The organism is Allocoprobacillus halotolerans, from assembly GCF_024399475.1.
Taxonomy (GTDB): Bacteria; Bacillota_I; Bacilli_A; order Erysipelotrichales; family Coprobacillaceae; genus Allocoprobacillus; species Allocoprobacillus halotolerans.
Genome location: NZ_CP101620.1, coordinates 516475 through 532304, shown reverse-complemented (window position 1 = coordinate 532304; position 15830 = coordinate 516475). Strand labels below are relative to the sequence as shown.

Annotated in this window: 24 protein-coding genes, 2 pseudogenes and 1 other annotated feature; of the genes and pseudogenes, 21 read left to right on the top strand and 5 right to left on the bottom strand. The window is 32.8% G+C overall.

Features of this window, described 5'->3' with window-relative positions; translation table 11 throughout:
* Positions 1-36 precede the first annotated feature (36 nt).
* Positions 37-387: a winged helix-turn-helix domain-containing protein gene (locus NMU03_RS03310; RefSeq protein ID WP_353956652.1), complete on the top strand. Its 351-nt coding sequence runs from the start codon at positions 37-39 to the stop codon at positions 385-387.
* Positions 388-403: 16 nt separating this feature from the next.
* On the opposite strand, the gene NMU03_RS03305 is transcribed toward NMU03_RS03310, so the two are convergent.
* A complete protein-coding gene (locus NMU03_RS03305; protein WP_290141266.1) occupies positions 404-847 on the bottom strand; it encodes a hypothetical protein in 444 nt (147 codons plus the stop codon).
* An 84-nt stretch (positions 848-931) separates the two neighbouring features.
* Here NMU03_RS03305 and NMU03_RS03300 point away from each other — a divergent pair, with 84 nt between their 5' ends.
* The 3 genes from NMU03_RS03300 to NMU03_RS03290 all read left to right on the top strand — a co-directional run bounded on the left by NMU03_RS03300 (position 932) and on the right by NMU03_RS03290 (position 2280).
* Positions 932-1426 (top strand): tyrosine-type recombinase/integrase, encoded by a 495-nt coding sequence (locus NMU03_RS03300; protein WP_290141264.1) that lies wholly within the window; start codon positions 932-934, stop codon positions 1424-1426.
* A gap of 291 nt (positions 1427-1717) precedes the next feature.
* On the top strand, positions 1718-2068 hold the full coding sequence (locus NMU03_RS03295) for a hypothetical protein (RefSeq protein ID WP_290141262.1): 351 nt from the start codon (positions 1718-1720) through the stop codon (positions 2066-2068).
* 23 nt (positions 2069-2091) lie between these two features.
* Positions 2092-2280 carry a hypothetical protein gene (locus tag NMU03_RS03290; protein WP_290141260.1) on the top strand — a complete coding sequence of 63 codons (189 nt, stop codon included), beginning with the start codon at positions 2092-2094 and terminating at the stop codon, positions 2278-2280.
* 21 nt (positions 2281-2301) lie between these two features.
* Here the strand turns inward: NMU03_RS03290 and trpS are convergent.
* A pseudogene (gene trpS, locus NMU03_RS03285) lies at positions 2302-3290 on the bottom strand (tryptophan--tRNA ligase).
* 34 nt (positions 3291-3324) lie between these two features.
* Positions 3325-3525, bottom strand: a binding site (T-box leader).
* A 100-nt stretch (positions 3526-3625) separates the two neighbouring features.
* Here trpS and spx point away from each other — a divergent pair.
* From spx to NMU03_RS03235, 10 genes and pseudogenes are all read left to right on the top strand, one after another.
* A complete protein-coding gene (gene spx, locus NMU03_RS03280; protein WP_290141258.1) occupies positions 3626-4081 on the top strand; it encodes a transcriptional regulator Spx in 456 nt (151 codons plus the stop codon).
* Positions 4082-4323: 242 nt separating this feature from the next.
* The gene (locus NMU03_RS03275) at positions 4324-4593 is read left to right on the top strand and encodes a hypothetical protein (protein ID WP_290141256.1); all 270 of its coding nucleotides are present in this window, start codon (positions 4324-4326) and stop codon (positions 4591-4593) included.
* Between the two features lie 89 nt (positions 4594-4682).
* Positions 4683-5021 carry a PDC sensor domain-containing protein gene (locus tag NMU03_RS03270; RefSeq protein ID WP_290141254.1) on the top strand — a complete coding sequence of 113 codons (339 nt, stop codon included), beginning with the start codon at positions 4683-4685 and terminating at the stop codon, positions 5019-5021.
* Positions 5022-5039: 18 nt separating this feature from the next.
* Positions 5040-5384, top strand: coding sequence for a GGDEF domain-containing protein (locus tag NMU03_RS03265; RefSeq protein WP_290141252.1), 345 nt, complete (start codon positions 5040-5042; stop codon positions 5382-5384).
* On the top strand, positions 5381-5668 hold the full coding sequence (locus tag NMU03_RS03260) for a hypothetical protein (RefSeq protein WP_290141250.1): 288 nt from the start codon (positions 5381-5383) through the stop codon (positions 5666-5668). Before NMU03_RS03265 ends, NMU03_RS03260 begins: the two co-directional genes overlap by 4 nt.
* Before the next feature lie 12 nt (positions 5669-5680).
* Positions 5681-6058: pseudogene (locus tag NMU03_RS03255) on the top strand (EAL domain-containing protein); the annotation flags it as partial.
* Positions 6055-6216 (top strand): EAL domain-containing protein, encoded by a 162-nt coding sequence (locus NMU03_RS03250; protein ID WP_290141248.1) that lies wholly within the window; start codon positions 6055-6057, stop codon positions 6214-6216. The pseudogene NMU03_RS03255 and the gene NMU03_RS03250, both read left to right, overlap by 4 nt.
* Positions 6217-6224: 8 nt before the next feature.
* Positions 6225-6425, top strand: a complete 201-nt coding sequence (locus tag NMU03_RS03245) for an EAL domain-containing protein (RefSeq protein ID WP_353956675.1) — start codon at positions 6225-6227, stop codon at positions 6423-6425.
* Positions 6425-7378 (top strand): glycosylasparaginase, encoded by a 954-nt coding sequence (locus NMU03_RS03240; RefSeq protein WP_290141247.1) that lies wholly within the window; start codon positions 6425-6427, stop codon positions 7376-7378. Before NMU03_RS03245 ends, NMU03_RS03240 begins: the two co-directional genes overlap by 1 nt.
* Positions 7379-7389: 11 nt before the next feature.
* Positions 7390-8148: a copper homeostasis protein CutC gene (locus NMU03_RS03235; RefSeq protein WP_290141246.1), complete on the top strand. Its 759-nt coding sequence runs from the start codon at positions 7390-7392 to the stop codon at positions 8146-8148.
* Here the strand turns inward: NMU03_RS03235 and NMU03_RS03230 are convergent.
* Complete coding sequence (locus tag NMU03_RS03230; protein WP_290141245.1) at positions 8139-8567, bottom strand: CYTH domain-containing protein; 429 nt, start codon at positions 8565-8567, stop codon at positions 8139-8141. The genes NMU03_RS03235 and NMU03_RS03230 overlap by 10 nt on opposite strands.
* Positions 8568-8795: 228 nt before the next feature.
* On the opposite strand from NMU03_RS03230, the gene NMU03_RS03225 reads away from it, so the two are divergent.
* Positions 8796-9572, top strand: coding sequence for an NAD kinase (locus NMU03_RS03225; RefSeq protein WP_290141244.1), 777 nt, complete (start codon positions 8796-8798; stop codon positions 9570-9572).
* Complete coding sequence (locus NMU03_RS03220) at positions 9569-10378, top strand: RluA family pseudouridine synthase (RefSeq protein WP_290141242.1); 810 nt, start codon at positions 9569-9571, stop codon at positions 10376-10378. Before NMU03_RS03225 ends, NMU03_RS03220 begins: the two co-directional genes overlap by 4 nt.
* 188 nt (positions 10379-10566) lie before the next feature.
* Here NMU03_RS03220 and NMU03_RS03215 read toward each other — a convergent pair whose 3' ends face one another.
* Together NMU03_RS03215 and NMU03_RS03210 are read right to left on the bottom strand one after the other, a co-directional pair.
* Positions 10567-11382, bottom strand: coding sequence for an FtsW/RodA/SpoVE family cell cycle protein (locus NMU03_RS03215; protein WP_290141240.1), 816 nt, complete (start codon positions 11380-11382; stop codon positions 10567-10569).
* On the bottom strand, positions 11379-11774 hold the full coding sequence (locus NMU03_RS03210) for a hypothetical protein (RefSeq protein WP_290141239.1): 396 nt from the start codon (positions 11772-11774) through the stop codon (positions 11379-11381). Before NMU03_RS03210 ends, NMU03_RS03215 begins: the two co-directional genes overlap by 4 nt.
* 79 nt (positions 11775-11853) lie before the next feature.
* Here NMU03_RS03210 and NMU03_RS03205 point away from each other — a divergent pair, with 79 nt between their 5' ends.
* The 5 genes from NMU03_RS03205 to pflA all read left to right on the top strand — a co-directional run bounded on the left by NMU03_RS03205 (position 11854) and on the right by pflA (position 15822).
* On the top strand, positions 11854-12201 hold the full coding sequence (locus NMU03_RS03205; RefSeq protein ID WP_290141237.1) for a PTS sugar transporter subunit IIB: 348 nt from the start codon (positions 11854-11856) through the stop codon (positions 12199-12201).
* Between the two features lie 212 nt (positions 12202-12413).
* Positions 12414-14489 carry a formate C-acetyltransferase gene (gene pflB / locus NMU03_RS03200; RefSeq protein WP_290141235.1) on the top strand — a complete coding sequence of 692 codons (2076 nt, stop codon included), beginning with the start codon at positions 12414-12416 and terminating at the stop codon, positions 14487-14489.
* A gap of 14 nt (positions 14490-14503) precedes the next feature.
* Positions 14504-14710, top strand: a complete 207-nt coding sequence (locus tag NMU03_RS03195; RefSeq protein WP_290141234.1) for a hypothetical protein — start codon at positions 14504-14506, stop codon at positions 14708-14710.
* 14 nt (positions 14711-14724) lie between these two features.
* Positions 14725-14967 carry an autonomous glycyl radical cofactor GrcA3 gene (gene grcA3 / locus NMU03_RS03190; RefSeq protein WP_290141232.1) on the top strand — a complete coding sequence of 81 codons (243 nt, stop codon included), beginning with the start codon at positions 14725-14727 and terminating at the stop codon, positions 14965-14967.
* 111 nt (positions 14968-15078) lie between these two features.
* Complete coding sequence (pflA, locus tag NMU03_RS03185; RefSeq protein WP_290141230.1) at positions 15079-15822, top strand: pyruvate formate-lyase-activating protein; 744 nt, start codon at positions 15079-15081, stop codon at positions 15820-15822.
* Positions 15823-15830 lie beyond the last annotated feature (8 nt).

Below are 15830 nucleotides of genomic sequence, written 5' to 3'. Positions count from 1 at the left end.
TGAATCTGGCAGAGAGATTGGAGAAAAGTTGAAACCATGTGTTCCGATTTAAAGCCTAGATGGAAGCAAGATAGCCCGCTTACAGAATTTCAAGAGGGCGATTTATACATCTGTCTGGAACAACGACTTGTGATGATTCGTGAGCGAGAAATATATCTGACAGCCAAAGAGTTTGAAATATTATGTCTACTTGCCAGTAACCCAAACAGAGTATTTACCTATGAGATTATCATGGATATAGTCTGGCATGAGAACTACTCCTATTATTTCCGGAAAGCCATTAATAACCATGTAAGCAATCTGCGAAAAAAGCTAAAGACAGAATCGGGCGATCCTGATTATATCAAAAGCGTTACCGGAATCGGATATAAATTTGCACTGCCATAAAGCTGACGAACATTCTTTAATAGTCCGTCAGCTCCACAATTACATTACTTTGCTGATACAGCCAGTCCGTAAATTCTTTCGGGCTGGCTGTTCCTGTTTTTACAGCCCTTTTCTGCTGCAACGCTTCTTTCTTGAAGTCAGCAAAGGCAGCCTGTATGTTTTCCAGACGGTCAGCGGGAAAGCCGGAGGTATTCTTTGCCCGGTTGATTTTGTTGAGCCAGTTCTGGCACTCATTTTTATAAAGCAAATCATAGTGATTTTCTCTAGTTCTTTCGTCAAACTCCCGCTTGTTTTGAAGTGCCTGCGCCTTGCGGCACTTGTCGCTGCACAGCTCATACCGCTGGCTCTTTGCCAGAAAGTATTTTCCACAGACCTTACAATGCTGAAAGCACAGCCCCCAGTCATTCAACCGATTCAGATAGTAGGTAATAAGCGGATAGAGGGACGCGTAGGCAGACACACATTCCTCTGTGTGCCGGTTGTTTGGGAACCAGAGGTTAAACCGGGTATCTTCGGACGGATACGCCCTTGGAATAAAGGATATGTGGAGAAAACTAAGACAGAGTACGGATGCCGTTTTATTCCCATGACGGAGGAAGTTTACCAAAGCCTGAAAAATATCCTTGCCCACCGCAAGCAGCTTAAGACGGAAATGATTGTGGATGGTTACAGAGGGTTCATTCTGTTGGATAAGGACGATAAGCCAAAAGTTGCCCTTCATATTGAAAATGAAATGCGTTGGGCGATGAAAAAGTACAAGAAGCTGTACCCGAATAAGCCGCTGCCGCATATCACGCCCCATGTATTCCGCCATACTTTCTGTACGAATATGGCAAGTGCCGGTAAGGATATTAAAAACTTGCAGTATATCATGGGACACTCTGATGTAGGCGTAATGTTGAATGTTTACACCCATGCAAGCTATGACCGGGCGGCAGAACAGATGTCAAAGATTATTGACTTTAAGGGGATTGATGCACAGGGAAAGAGAAAAAATCAGGCTGAAAATACACCAAATTACTACACCATTTGCCCGTGAATTTATGTAGATTTACATAGAGTTGCGTAGGTTTTGGGAAAAACATGAAAATTGAAAAAAGTGCCTAAGAGCCAGTAATATCAAGGTTTGAAGGCTTATAAGAGATATGATTGAAATACTATTTATTTGCCAATTTGAAATATAAAAATGATAAAGAATTTTATAAATATCATAAATGACGTACAAAAAATTTTTATAGTCATAGAAATAATAAATTTTTTATTCTTTTGATTAGGGCTTGTTCTTTTTAGACATAATAAACATATGATACATTACAGGGGGTTGATAATCTTGTTGGTAAATTTTGTTTATGATGATGAAGAAATACTGGAACCCTATGAATGGCAGGAAGATGATACTTTTGAAGAAATAGATAATATTCCTGTTTATCATGTTTCAACCAAACAGCTCCATGATTTCTTATATGCCAAATTGTATCAACCACTTTGGCAGGATGGATTCATGTTAGTAGGTGATGGGCATTATTGTTTTGTGGTAGATATAAGAAAACATAGTCTTGTCAGACGAGGTACATTGACTTGGCAACAAAGTGATGCAATGAATACTTTGATAAAAAAAGAACCTATCACTTTTTTCAATATCAAATCAAAGATGAGGCCTATGATAAAGAGTTTGGATTAACACGCAATGAGCGTTTAAAAAAGATGTGCTTAGAAGAAGTGATAGATGAAATCTTTGTCGTGAGATATGATGCTTTTTTAGAAATTTGTCAACAATTGCATATTGAAGGAGAAAATCCTAGTGAAAAATATCTCACTTTAAAACATAAGATAGAAAAAGGATATACATCCTTACATGAATTATTATATAAAGAGCTGGTACAAAAAAGATAAGCAAACTCACAACAAGTTTGCTTATCTTTTCTTAATTGTAATACCGATTTTTCTTTCCACTTTCGCTAATTTTTTACGAGCAATGACTCTGGCTTTTTGAGCACCTTGTTCTAAAATATCATCTAAATAAGAACCGCTTGTAATTTCTTGATAACGAGCCTGAATTTTTTCAAGTTCTTCACCTAAAACTTCAGCCAAGTCATTTTTAAATTCTCCATAACCTTTTCCATCGTATTGAGTTTCTAACTCTTCAATAGAACGATTAGCGAGAATAGAATAGATTTCTAATAAGTTAGAAATACCCGGTTTGTTTTCTGGGTCATAGTGAATATGTCCATCACTATCAGTTATAGCTGATTTGATTTTCTTTTTAGAAACTTGAATATCATCTAAGATATAAATAGTTCCTTTACCAACTTCATCAGATTTAGACATTTTTTTCGTTGGATTTTGTAAATCCATAATACGTCCACCTACTTTTGTAACGAGTGGTTCAGGAATTTTAAATGTTTCACTATAACGAGAATTAAATCTTTCTGCAATATCACGGCATAATTCTACATGTTGTTTTTGATCTTCTCCAACTGGTACATAATCAGGATCATACATCAAAATATCAGCATTCATCAATGATGGATAATTAAAAATCCCCCGCCGATCACTTCATTTTTTGCTTTTTTATCTTTGTATTGTGTCATACGAGAAAGTTCACCCATAGAAACCATACAACCTAAATACCAACCAAGTTGAGCATGTTCTAAAACATCTGATTGCAAAAATAAAGTGACTTTTTCAGGATCTAATCCTGCTGCAATATATAAAGCAATTAAATCTCTGGTATTTTTACGTAAATCTGCTGGTTTTTGATAAACTGTCATAGAATGAAGATTCGCAATAAAAATATACATTTCATATTCATCCTGATAAGAAACAAATGGTTTAATAGCTCCAATATAGTTTCCTAAAGTCACACGTCCTGTTGGTTTAATTCCACTTAACATTCTTTTCATCATTACACCTCCATAAAAATAAAAAACGTCCTTAAAAAAGGACGTAGAATACGCGATACCACCTTTATTCATATCATAAGATATGCACTCTTGTTTTAACGCAACAAACGAAAAATGACTGATGCCACTTTTAGCTCCAGAATCCCAATTCATTATCATTCAAGGCTTGTTTGCATCACCCACAAGCTTTCTAAAACATGAGTTGATAACTACTCCATTCTTTCATCGCTTTACATGTATTATAGAACGTCAAACAAGCAAAATCAATAGAATCATAAAAAATAATTTCATAATTGATAAAAATGATGTATAATGATGGGCGAGGTGATGATGTCGTGATTAGAATTTATACTGCACCCAGTTGTGCTTCATGTCGTAAAGTGAAAGCATGGTTAAAAGAGCATCAGATTCCTTATGTAGAAAAGAATATTTTTTCTACAATATTACGTGAAACTGAGTTAAGAGAACTTCTAGAAAGAAGTGAAAATGGAACTGATGATATTATTTCTAAAAGATCAAAAATTATTAAAGAAAATAAAATAGATTTAGATGAAATGTCAATCAATGAATTGATTCATTTCATTCAAAAAAATCCATCTATTTTAAAAAGACCAATTATTATTGATGAAAGACGCTTTCAAGTTGGGTATAATGCTGAAGAAATTCGTGCTTTTATTCCTCGTGAATTACGTCGTTTACAAGAATGTAGTCATAGTGATTTTTGTCCGCAATTTACTGATATTAAAGAACAGTATTATCAAGATTACCCATGTGATGATGGTTGCCAGTAGGAAGAGAAAGGTCGTTTTTGCTTCGAGATTATTAGGAAATAAAAACGGCTTTTTATATGAAGAGTTAAAGGTGTATATTTATATAAAAAATGTTATAATATGAATAATATTGAGGTTTGGATGCAGATGATGACTAAGAATGTTTTTGAAAAAATATTAAGAAAAATGATTGTTGCTGTATCTATCATCGCTGTTATTTTTTCTTATGAGTGTGTCATTGCAATAATATTGTTGAAGATAGTATGGTTCAACAAATAGATAATGATTACCAGATATTGGAATCTTTTGAAAGCATTTTTCAAATGGATGGGATAGCGGAAGATGAAGAATTTCCACAGCTTGTAGAAATGGCTAACCAACAAAATGATTTTGCTACGATGATGTATTTTGATTCAAGCCGTCAGGGTATTATTGCTAATCTTTATGCCAAGACAATAGTTGATCAGCCTTTAGATGATATTCAAAAAGAGATTCAAGATGTTGTAGAAGATGCCTTTTTAGGGAAAAAGTAATATCAGATATTTTTGGAAGTCGTTTTTCACATCGTCTTGTCTAGGCTTATGGGATACCTGTCTATAAAGATGGAAAAGTTGAAGGCGCTTTGCTATCAACGAAAAGAATTGATTTATTATTAGATATTGGAAAAGGTGATGATATTCTAGGTGGAAACACTTATACATATCTTATCAGTGAGACAGGGAATATTTTGGTGGATTCTAAAAAAGATATTTTTAATCAGTCAACGATTTTTAGTCAACCTTATTTTGATGATTCCGATTTAGAGAAAGTCGCTCATTCTCTAGCAAGTCAACAAGATATCACTTCTTCATTTGTATATGGTGGTGAACAGTATCAGGCTTTGTTGAAATCAATTGGTACCAATAACTGGTATTTATTTAGTGTGAATATGCTAGAAGATTCAAATCTGTTTGCTGATTAAAATGAAAAAATTGTAGGAATGATTTTTGTGATTATTATGGCATTAGTGATTGTGCTGCTGGTATTTGGTTATCGTGTAACTTTAAAAACAAATCATGAATTAACACATTTTGCTTATTATGATAATCTCACAGGAGCTTATAATTTTTCGTATTTTACTGCTTATGGTAAGGAAAAGCTAAAAAATAGGCAAGCTTGCAGTGTTGCAGTTTTAAATATTCGTCAGTTTAAGTTTTATAATGAGATTTTTGGACATGATCAAGGCAATCGTTTATTGATTTATATCAAAAAGGTTATTGAAAAAAATTTAAAGGAAGATGAGTTTTTTGCCATGATACTGCAGATCAGTTCTATATTTTCTTGACTGAAACAAAAGAAACAGTTTTAAAAATGCGTTTGGAACAGATAATGGATGATATTGTTGAATACTGTCATCAACTTAATTCTAATTATCATTTAAAAGTCCAGTATGTTGTTGTTTCTACAAAAAAGGATATTTCAGAGGATTATTTTGATAGTTTAGTTGTTCGTGTCATGTTTGCTTTAGCGAAGGCGAAAGAAAAAGTCATGACAAATATTTGGTTTTATGATGATCAATTATATAAACAGGAAATTATTGATAATTATATTGAAAGCCATATGGAATAAGCTTTAAAAGATCATGAATTTAAACTATATTTACAACCTAAAGTCATGATGAAAGATGGAACATTACATAGCAGTGAGGCTTTAGTACGCTGGATTTTAAAAGATGGAAAGGTGTTTTATCCTAACCAATTTATTCCTCTTTTTGAGGAAAGTGGTTTTTGTAAAAAGCTGGATATGTATATGTTTGAACAGGCATGCATGCAGATTCGTCAATGGCTTAATGATGGTTTGACACCTATTGGTATATCTGTGAATCAATCAAAATTATCTTTCTATGAAGTGGATTATGTGGAACGTTTAAAAGCACTTGTAGAAAAATATCAGATTCCACCGCATTTCATGACTTTAGAGATATTAGAGGATTTAGCGGCTGATAATGTTGATGAGTGAATGAAAAAATACATTTATTACATGAAATTGGTTTTCGTGTGTCGATGGATGATTTTGGGAGTGGTTATTCTTCTTTGAATATTTTAGGAAAGTTAAAGATTGATGAATTGAAACTTGATAAAGGATTTTTACAGGAGATTTTTGAAAAAATAACTTAAAAGCAAAAATTATTTTAGAAGAAATGGTAAAATTAGCTAAGAATTTATCTATTGAAACGGTTGTCGAAGGTGTTGAAACAAAGGAATATCATGATTTGATGAAATCTTTTGGTTGTGATTATGGGCAAGGTTATTATTATGATAAGCCAATGTCACAACAAGAATTCAATCAACGTTATATGAAAAAAATGGAAGGAGGAATAGTTTGATGTGGGGAATTATAGCGACTTGGCGTATGGCAAAGGAAGGTTTAGAGCTTGCTGAAGAAATTTTAAAAAATCAAGGTGATGCCGGTGATGCGATTGAAAAAGCTATTCAAGCGGTTGAAGATTTTCCATATTATAAATCTGTCGGATATGGTGGTTTGCCTAATGAAGACATGGAAGTGGAACTAGATGCCGCTTATATGAATGGGAATACTTTAAGTGTTGGGGCTGTTGGAGCGATTCGCGATTTCGCTAATCCTATTTCTATTGCCAGACGTTTATCACATGAAAAAGTCAATTGTATCCTGGTAAGTGAAGGGGCAGAAAAGTTTGCTCATAAAGAAGGATTTGAACGTAAAAATATGCTGACTGAACGTGCAAAGATTCATTATCATAATCGTATGAAAGAAACAGTGCAAGAATTAAAGCCTTATATTGGGCATGATACAGTTGGAATGGTATGTTTAGATGAAACGGGAAAAATGACTGCTGCAACATCTACCAGTGGACTTTTTATGAAGAAAAAAGGGCGTATTGGAGATTCACCAGTTATTGGATCAGGTTTTTATGTCGATTCACAAATAGGTGGGGCTTCAGCAACAGGACTGGGTGAAGATTTGATGAAAGGATGTATTTCTTATACGATTGTTCAATTGATGGAAATGGGTATGCATCCTCAAAAGGCTTGTGAAAAAGCTGTCTTTGATTTGGATTTAAAATTAAAACAAAGACGTGGTCAAGCAGGTGATTTATCAGTAATTGCGATGAATTGTAAAGGTGAATTTGGTGTAGCTACGAATATTGATGGTTTTTCATTTGTCGTTTGTTTACCCCATCAACAGCCTACTGTATATTTAGTGAAACGTCAGGGAAATCATTGTGTTTATCAACCTGCTAGTCAAAAATGGTTGGATGATTATATGCAAACACGCATGGCACCCTTAAAAAGAAAATAGGAGGACATAGGATGAAACCAATAGTAGAAATTTGTTGTGGCAGTTATAGTGATGCATTAGCAGCTGCTCGTGCAGGAGCATCACGTATTGAGTTAAATAGTGCTTTATCATTAGGTGGATTAACACCTTCACTAGCGACTTTAATCAAAGTCAAACAAACGACATCTTTAAAGGTTATTGCGATGGTACGTTCTAGAGGAGCGGGATTTTGTTATAGTGAGGAAGAATATGAAGTGATGAAGGATGAGGCAAAACTCATGTTGGAAAACGGTGCGGATGGTTTAGCATTTGGTTTTTTAGATATTCATGGCAACATTGATCAAAAACGTACACAGGAATTTGTTCAAATGATTCATGCTTATCAAAAAGAAGCTGTTTTTCATCGTGCTTTTGATTGCGTTGCTGATCCTTTTCAGGCAATTGAATTATTAATTGATTTAGGGGTGGATCGTTTATTGACGAGTGGTTTAAAACCTCAGGCTATTGATGCACTGGATTGTCTTTGTCAACTCCAACAACAATATGGTCAACAGATTGAAATATTGGTAGGAAGTGGTGTTAATAAAAATAATGTTTTAGACATTATTGATAAAACACATGTCCATCAAGTCCATAGTTCTTGTAAAGATTGGTTAGAAGATTGTACGACAGCTATGCATGATGTAAGTTTTGCCTATGCACCTTTCCCACATGAAAGTGATTATGAAATTGTGAGTGAAATATTTGTGAAACAACTTCTTGATGAAATTGAAAAAAACAGTCAGCGATGACTGTTTTTATGATAGGCTTGAAAGGCACGTGTAACTTTACTTGGGCAGTTATGTTTATATTGAAGATGGTAAGGTTCAATGATTTTCAAAAACTGTTGAAAACCTTGTTTTTCATTATTGACTTCAAATTCCATTTCATAATCATGTTGATCTAAATAAGTATTGTCATCTAAAGATAAAATACCTTCAGGTAAGAGAATATCATAGCGATGTGTTGTGAGTGAAAATAAATGTTGTAATTCACTAATCGCAATACCTTCATTTTCTAAAATATCAGTGATTTCATTTTTTAGTTGATGTTGAAAAAATAAATCTTTTTCTTTTTGTGTTAAAGGAATATTGGTTTCTAGTTGATGGTTTTGATAGGGTCTTTTTAAAGTAAGTTCATATTGATTGTTTTTTGTACGAATGCGTAACATATATTTTTTTGAGATAATAAAGGATGAGTCAAGTAATCATTGATTTGAATGTAATCTTTTGTGATATGATGTTGATAGTCATGAAGGATTTGATGGAATGTTTTTGATGTTAATAAGATTTTGTATTCTATTTCTAGTTGTAGCATGAAAAATCACCTCACCTTATTTTATCTTATATTGCTTTTATATGCAATTTTTATATAATATAATACATAGGTGGGTGAAAATATGAAAACATATGCAATTGTCTGTAAACAAGACCAAGAATCAATTACATTGAGTGAAAAAATAAAAGCACAGTTAAATACTTTTTTAATATATAATGAAACAAATCCTGATATTGTGATTAGTGTCGGTGGTGATGGAACAATGTTATATAGTGTGCATAAATATATTGAACAGCTTGATGAAGTGGCATTTATTGGTATTCATACTGGAACATTAGGTTTTTTAACGGATTATCAGCGTGATGAATATCAACAGCTTGTAGAGGATATCAAAAAAGGTGAGTATCATATATATGAACGTCATTTATTAGAAGTCACTTCTTTAGAAGGACGTTATTTGGCTTTAAATGAAGTACGTGTAGAAAATAATCGTCGTTCTCAAGTTATTGATGTTTATATTAATGATGATTGTTTTGAAACTTTTAGAGGGAATGGTCTTTGTGTTTCAACGGCTTCTGGTTCAACAGCTTATAATAAATCTTTAGGTGGGGCAGTGATTAATTCTGGAGCTGAATTGATGCAGTTAAGTGAAATTGCAGGAATTCATCATAATGCTTATCGTTCATTAGGTTCATCTTTAATCTTAGATAAATCACATACGATTCGTTTTCAATCACAAAGTTATCAAGGTGCTATTTTAGGTGTTGATCAGTTGGTGGTAGATTTGAAAGATAATGATTGTATTTGTATTCAGATGTCTACACAAACAGCACGTTTTCTCCAATATAAAAATGTTCCTTTTACTAAACGTTTAAAGAGGGCTTATTTAAGTTCATGAAACAGCAATGGCTGATTATGCAGTCCATGATCATTGGTGATTTTTTATTGGAACAGGGCATTAGTCAAAAAGCTATCAAGGCGATTAAAATGCATGGGGATATACAGGTGAATGGTCATCATCAGACAGTTCGTTATCTATTACAACTAGGAGAAGTTTTAACAATTCAATATCCTCCAGAAAAGAATCAAATGACACCAGTGGATATTCCTCTTCGAATCGTTTATGAAGATGATTATTTATTGGTTGTTGATAAACCAGCTGGTTTACCTTCAATTCCTACAAGAGGACATCCTCTCTATACACTAGCTAATGCACTGACTTTTTATTATCAAAAGATTCATTTGGATTCAACAATTCATTTGGTCAATCGTTTAGATAAAGAAACAAGTGGTCTTATGATTGTCGCAAAGTATCGTTATATCCATGATCGTATGATGAAAGATTTGGGACATATTGAGCGTCGATATCAGGCTCATGTTCAAGGGGTTGTTGTAACCAATGGAACCATTCGTTTACCAATTTATAAAGAACCGTTGCAAATGAAACGTCTCATTGATGAACGTGGGCAAGAGGCTTGTACGCATTATCAAGTTTATCAGACTCAAAAGAATTGTACTTTGATGAGAATGAAACTAGAAACAGGAAGAACCCATCAGATTCGTGTTCATATGGCAGCTATTGGACATCCTCTGGTGGGAGATTCTTTATATGGTGATGGTCAGGGAATTTTTGATTTGGATAGTTATATGGTTGGCTTTATTCATCCTATAACCAAGCAAAAGATTGTTATTACAAAAAAATAATGACTTTCAATACTATATTTATCATATTGATGCTTATTATGGTAAAGATATCAAAGTAAAATATGATGTGAACATTTCTTATATATTGATTCTTTTGATAAGGATTGAAAGTAGAAAAAGGATTGATTTTTCGACCAATCCTTTTATTATTGAGAATAATGTTTTTATCAACAGAGTTAAAAAATGTTTTAACTAATGATAGATCTATTTTTCATAATATTGTTTTGTGAATTAATATCAATAAATAATGCTATTGCAATCATATAAGAAAGTAAAGATGAACCACCATAAGAAATAAATGGGAGAGTTATTCCCGTAATTGGTAAGAGTCCCAAAATCATTCCCATATTCCAAATTTGTTGAAACAACAACATACCAATAATACCAATAGTCATAAATTTATCTTGTTGATTTGTAGAGTCTAATCCAATTTTTAAAATAATAATATCTAAAGCAATAATAGCGACAATGGTAATCAAACCACCAATAAAACCATAATTTGTTAAAATAACTGCAAAGATAAAGTCTGTTTGTGCTTCAGGAAAAACTTTAATAACAGATTGAAAACCATGTCCAAATAAACCAGCACTACCATAGGATAATAAAGAATTAAATAATTGAAATCCTTCCTTATTATATGTTCCTTCAGGATCAAGCCAACCATAAAAACGATCAACTTGGTGCGAACTCAAAAGTTTTTCAAAAATATCAGGCTGATAAACAAATAAATAAATACCAATAGCTAAGATAACACCAACCAAACTAAAACCAAAGATAAACCATTGATTTCTTAAACCACTTGAAAATATAACAAAAGCAGCACCAACCAATATAATCAAAACGACACCCGTGTCATTTTGCAGTAAAACAAGCAGGGCAGGAGGAATGACAACTTTCATACATTTCCAGATATATTTGATTTCTGTTTCAGTTGTATGAATTAAATAATAATCATTATGTTCTTTTGTGATTCTCGCTAATGCAATGACAATCGCAATCTTCATAAATTCAGAAGGCTGAAAACTAAAAAAGGTAAATTATACCATGAAGTGGCTCCACCAACGGTATTGACAATAGGAATAATATGATGTTCAGGCCATAATCTTGTATAAATCAAATGTTCAATGGCAAGAATAATTAATAAAATCATCAATGTCCAATAAATAATCCAAATCTTATCATATATCTGATCTTTTCCTATTTTATATATGATAAAAACCATAATGGCAGAAATTACATAAAACGTAGCTTGTTTAAACCATAATGTTGTGGGATTACCTACTTTATTAGAAATCATGGGAGTTGCACTTAAAATTGCAAAACAGCTGATACATGCTAAAATACAAATGATACAAATCAAGGGTTGTTCATAACAGAGTTTTTTGATTCGCTCCATGACTTTGCTCCTTTCTTTTTTATCTTCTTATAGTATACTATAAAAAAGAAATACTTCAATTAAAAAAGGATGTGAAAATATGGATATTGAATATATTTTTATTGCGATAGTGATTGTTGTGGCTTTGGTGCTTCTTTATTTAGGTTTTGTTCATTTAATTAAAAACAAGCGTTTGAATCAGGAGTTTCAATCTACCCTTCCAATTCAAGAATTGCTTGAGGCACTTGGTGGATCACAAAATCTTAAAGAAGTCCGTCATACGGCTTCTAAGGTTACAGTTGTCTTGGGTGATCAGCAACTTATTGATATCGATAAAATTAAATCTTTAGGGGCAAGTGGGATTGTTGAAGGGCCGACGAGTCTGGCAATGATTTTTGGAAAACAATCAGAAAGTATTGCGGCTGATTTAAAGAGATTTATAGCATAGTCTATATCTCTTTTTTATTAATTTTAAGTAAAAAAATGATTTTTTCAAGCATATAAATGGTAATTAAAAAAGAATCTGCTATATTGAAGTTGTCAAGTTCCAGCGACTCATTTTATGGCAGAAAATTGCGAAAAAAAACAAGTTATTTTATTGTTTCAATAGTATATTAGTGCTATAATGAATGAGAAATAAACAAACAGGGGGTTTAGAAAATGACATTTAAAGAAAAATGGAATGATGCCTGGGATGGTTTTCAGGCAGGGAAATGGAACAAGGAAGTGAATTTAAGAGATTTTATTCAATTAAACTACACACCTTATGATGGTGATGATTCTTTCTTGGCAGGTCCTACTCAAAACACAAAAGATTTATGGGCACAAGTTATGGATTTAACAAAACAAGAAAGAGAAGCTGGTGGAGTTTTAGATATGGATACAAAAATCGTATCTACATTAACTTCACATGATGCCGGATACTTAGATAGATCAAAAGAAAAAATCGTTGGTGTTCAAACTGACAAACCTTTTAAAAGATCTTTACAACCATTTGGTGGTATCCGTATTGCTGAACAAGCTTGTGAAACAAATGGATATAAAGTAGATCCTGAAGTATCTTATATCTTCAGAGAATACAGAAAAACACATAACCAAGGGGTTTTCGATGTTTATACTCCTGAAATTAGAGCTTGTCGTTCTTCACACGTTATCACTGGTTTACCAGATGGTTATGGACGTGGACGTATTATTGGAGACTATCGTAGAGTTGCCTTATATGGTATTGATAAATTAATTGAAGATAAGAAAAATCAATTTGCTACAACTCAAAAAAGAATGACTTCAAAAGTTATCCAATTACGTGAAGAATTAAGTGAACAAATTAGAGCTTTAGGTGAATTAAAAGAAATGGCTGCTAAATATGGTTTTGATATTTCTAAACCAGCAACTAACTGCCAAGAAGCTATTCAATGGTTATATTTTGGATACTTAGGTGCAGTTAAAGAACAAAATGGTGCAGCAATGTCTTTAGGACGTACTTCTACATTCATTGATATCTATGTAGAAAGAGACTTAAAGAAAGGATTATTCACAGAAGAACAAATCCAAGAATTTATTGATCATTTCATTATGAAATTAAGAATTGTTAAATTCGCAAGAACTCCTGAATATAACTCAATTTTCGCAGGAGATCCTACTTGGGTAACTGAATCTATCGGTGGTGTTGGTGTTGATGGACGTCATATGGTTACTAAGACTTCATTTAGATACTTACATACATTATCTAACTTAGGAACTGCTCCAGAACCAAACATGACTGTATTATGGTCAACTCGTTTACCAGAAAACTTCAAAGCATTCTGTGCAAGAACTTCAATTGAAACTTCATCAATTCAATATGAAAATGATGATTTAATGAGAGTCACTCATGGTGATGACTATGCTATTGCATGTTGTGTATCTTCAATGAGAGTTGGTAAAGAAATGCAATTCTTTGGAGCACGTGCTAACTTAGCAAAATGTTTATTATACGCTATCAATGGTGGTATTGATGAAAAAACTAAGAAACAAGTTGGACCTAAATACAGACCAGTTGAAGGTGACTACTTAGATTACGAAGATGTTAAATCTAAATATGTAGATATGATGTCTTGGTTAGCTGGTGTTTATGTTAATGCATTAAATATCATTCACTATATGCATGATAAATATGCTTATGAAAGAATTCAAATGGCATTACATGATAGAGAAGTTAAACGTTACTTTGCTACTGGTATTGCTGGTTTATCAGTTGTTGTTGACTCATTATCAGCTATCAAATATGCTAAAGTAAAATGTATTAGAGATGAAGATGGTGTTGTTGTTGATTACGAAGTAGAAGGAGATTTCCCTAAATATGGTAACGATGATGACAGAGTAGATGAAATCGCAACTTGGTTAGTTGAAACTTTCATGGATATGGTACGTTCTCATCATACTTATAGAGACAGTGTTCCTACAACTTCAATTTTAACAATTACTTCTAACGTTGTATATGGTAAAGCTACTGGTAATACACCTGATGGAAGAAAAGGTGGTCAACCATTTGCTCCTGGTGCTAACCCAATGCATGGTAGAGATTCTCATGGTGCAATTTCTTCATTATCATCAGTTGCTAAATTACCATTCAAAGATGCACAAGATGGTATTTCAAATACATTCACTGTTATCCCTGGTGCTTTAGGAAAAGATGATCAAGTTTTCGCTGGTGACTTAGATATCGAATCAATCAAAAACGGAAATATTGAAGAATAGAAAGAAGTGTAAACATGGCTACTCAAAAAGAAATTGATGAATTAGTCAAAATGCTGGATGGTCGCATGAGCAGTGGTTCAGGTCATATTAATGTGAAAGTGAACGATGATGCTCATATTGAAATGGAAGAAATCTCTGTTGTGTCAAAGATGGATTGCGATAGTGGTGATACTGCTTGTAAGATTCCAAATTTGCCAATGGAAGATGATGATGAATATTAGAGGAGGATATAATCATGGCTACAAGTGAACAACAAGTTGAAAATTTAGTTGGAATGTTAGATGCATATGCTAAAAAAGGAGGACATCATTTAAATGTTAATGTTTTAAACAGAGATACATTACTTGATGCTCAAAAACATCCTGAAAAATATCCACAATTAACAATCCGTGTTTCTGGATATGCTGTTAACTTTGTTAAATTAACAAAAGAACAACAAGATGATGTTATTTCTCGTACATTCCACGAAGCAATGTAATTGAGACTTGAAAGGTGCTTAAGGCACCTTTTCTTTTTTATAAAAAATAGTACATATAAAATGATATTTATATGAAAATATGTTAAAATAATAAAGAAAGTTGGTGAGATGATGAAAGGGTATATTCATTCTTTAGAAAGTTGTGGAACTGTCGATGGTCCAGGAATTCGTTTTGTTGTTTTCTTTCAAGGGTGTCCAATGCGTTGCCAATATTGTCATAATCCAGATACATGGAAACCAAACGTTGGCAATCAAATGACAGTTGAGGATATTTTAAAGGAATATAATACAAAGAAAGAATTTTATAAGAATGGGGGAATCACTTGTACAGGTGGTGAACCTATGATGCAGTTGGATTTTTTAACTGAATTATTTGAAAAATGTCGTGAACAAAATATTCATACATGCTTAGATACTTCAGGAATTACATTTCATGAAAATCCTGATTATTTAAAAAAATTAGATCGTTTGTTGGCTTCAACTAATTTAATTATGTTGGATATTAAACATATTGATCCAATAGAACATAAAAAATTAACAGCACAGCCTAATGATATGATTTTAAAATTTGCTCAATATGTAGATGATAAAGGTGTTGATATATGGATTCGCCATGTGGTTGTACCTACAATTACACAAAATGATGAATACTTATATCGTTTAGGACAATTCATCGCTACATTAAAACATGTCAAAGCATTGGATGTATTACCATATCATACAATGGGTATTGCGAAATATAAGAATTTGGGTATGGATTATCCATTAGAAGGGATTCCACCTTTAGATAAAAAGGATGCTATTGCAGCCAGAGAAGTTGTTTTAAAAGGAATGAAAGATGCATTGACGAAATAGACACATTG

What these genes read in the sequence shown, in the direction of transcription:
- NMU03_RS03225 (WP_290141244.1), top strand. Translation starts at nt 8,796, where the DNA reads ATGAAAACATATGCAATTGTCTGTAAACAAGACCAAGAATCAATTACA.
- pflA (WP_290141230.1), top strand. Translation starts at nt 15,079, where the DNA reads ATGAAAGGGTATATTCATTCTTTAGAAAGTTGTGGAACTGTCGATGGT.
- NMU03_RS03235 (WP_290141246.1), top strand. Translation starts at nt 7,390, where the DNA reads ATGAAACCAATAGTAGAAATTTGTTGTGGCAGTTATAGTGATGCATTA.
- grcA3 (WP_290141232.1), top strand. Translation starts at nt 14,725, where the DNA reads ATGGCTACAAGTGAACAACAAGTTGAAAATTTAGTTGGAATGTTAGAT.
- NMU03_RS03265 (WP_290141252.1), top strand. Translation starts at nt 5,040, where the DNA reads ATGATTTTTGTGATTATTATGGCATTAGTGATTGTGCTGCTGGTATTT.
- NMU03_RS03215 (WP_290141240.1), bottom strand. Translation starts at nt 11,382, where the DNA reads ATGAAGATTGCGATTGTCATTGCATTAGCGAGAATCACAAAAGAACAT.
- NMU03_RS03210 (WP_290141239.1), bottom strand. Translation starts at nt 11,774, where the DNA reads ATGGAGCGAATCAAAAAACTCTGTTATGAACAACCCTTGATTTGTATC.
- pflB (WP_290141235.1), top strand. Translation starts at nt 12,414, where the DNA reads ATGACATTTAAAGAAAAATGGAATGATGCCTGGGATGGTTTTCAGGCA.
- NMU03_RS03195 (WP_290141234.1), top strand. Translation starts at nt 14,504, where the DNA reads ATGGCTACTCAAAAAGAAATTGATGAATTAGTCAAAATGCTGGATGGT.
- NMU03_RS03275 (WP_290141256.1), top strand. Translation starts at nt 4,324, where the DNA reads ATGGTTCAACAAATAGATAATGATTACCAGATATTGGAATCTTTTGAA.
- NMU03_RS03205 (WP_290141237.1), top strand. Translation starts at nt 11,854, where the DNA reads ATGGATATTGAATATATTTTTATTGCGATAGTGATTGTTGTGGCTTTG.
- NMU03_RS03240 (WP_290141247.1), top strand. Translation starts at nt 6,425, where the DNA reads ATGTGGGGAATTATAGCGACTTGGCGTATGGCAAAGGAAGGTTTAGAG.
- NMU03_RS03220 (WP_290141242.1), top strand. Translation starts at nt 9,569, where the DNA reads ATGAAACAGCAATGGCTGATTATGCAGTCCATGATCATTGGTGATTTT.
- NMU03_RS03290 (WP_290141260.1), top strand. Translation starts at nt 2,092, where the DNA reads ATGTGCTTAGAAGAAGTGATAGATGAAATCTTTGTCGTGAGATATGAT.
- NMU03_RS03230 (WP_290141245.1), bottom strand. Translation starts at nt 8,567, where the DNA reads ATGTTACGCATTCGTACAAAAAACAATCAATATGAACTTACTTTAAAA.
- NMU03_RS03310 (WP_353956652.1), top strand. Translation starts at nt 37, where the DNA reads ATGTGTTCCGATTTAAAGCCTAGATGGAAGCAAGATAGCCCGCTTACA.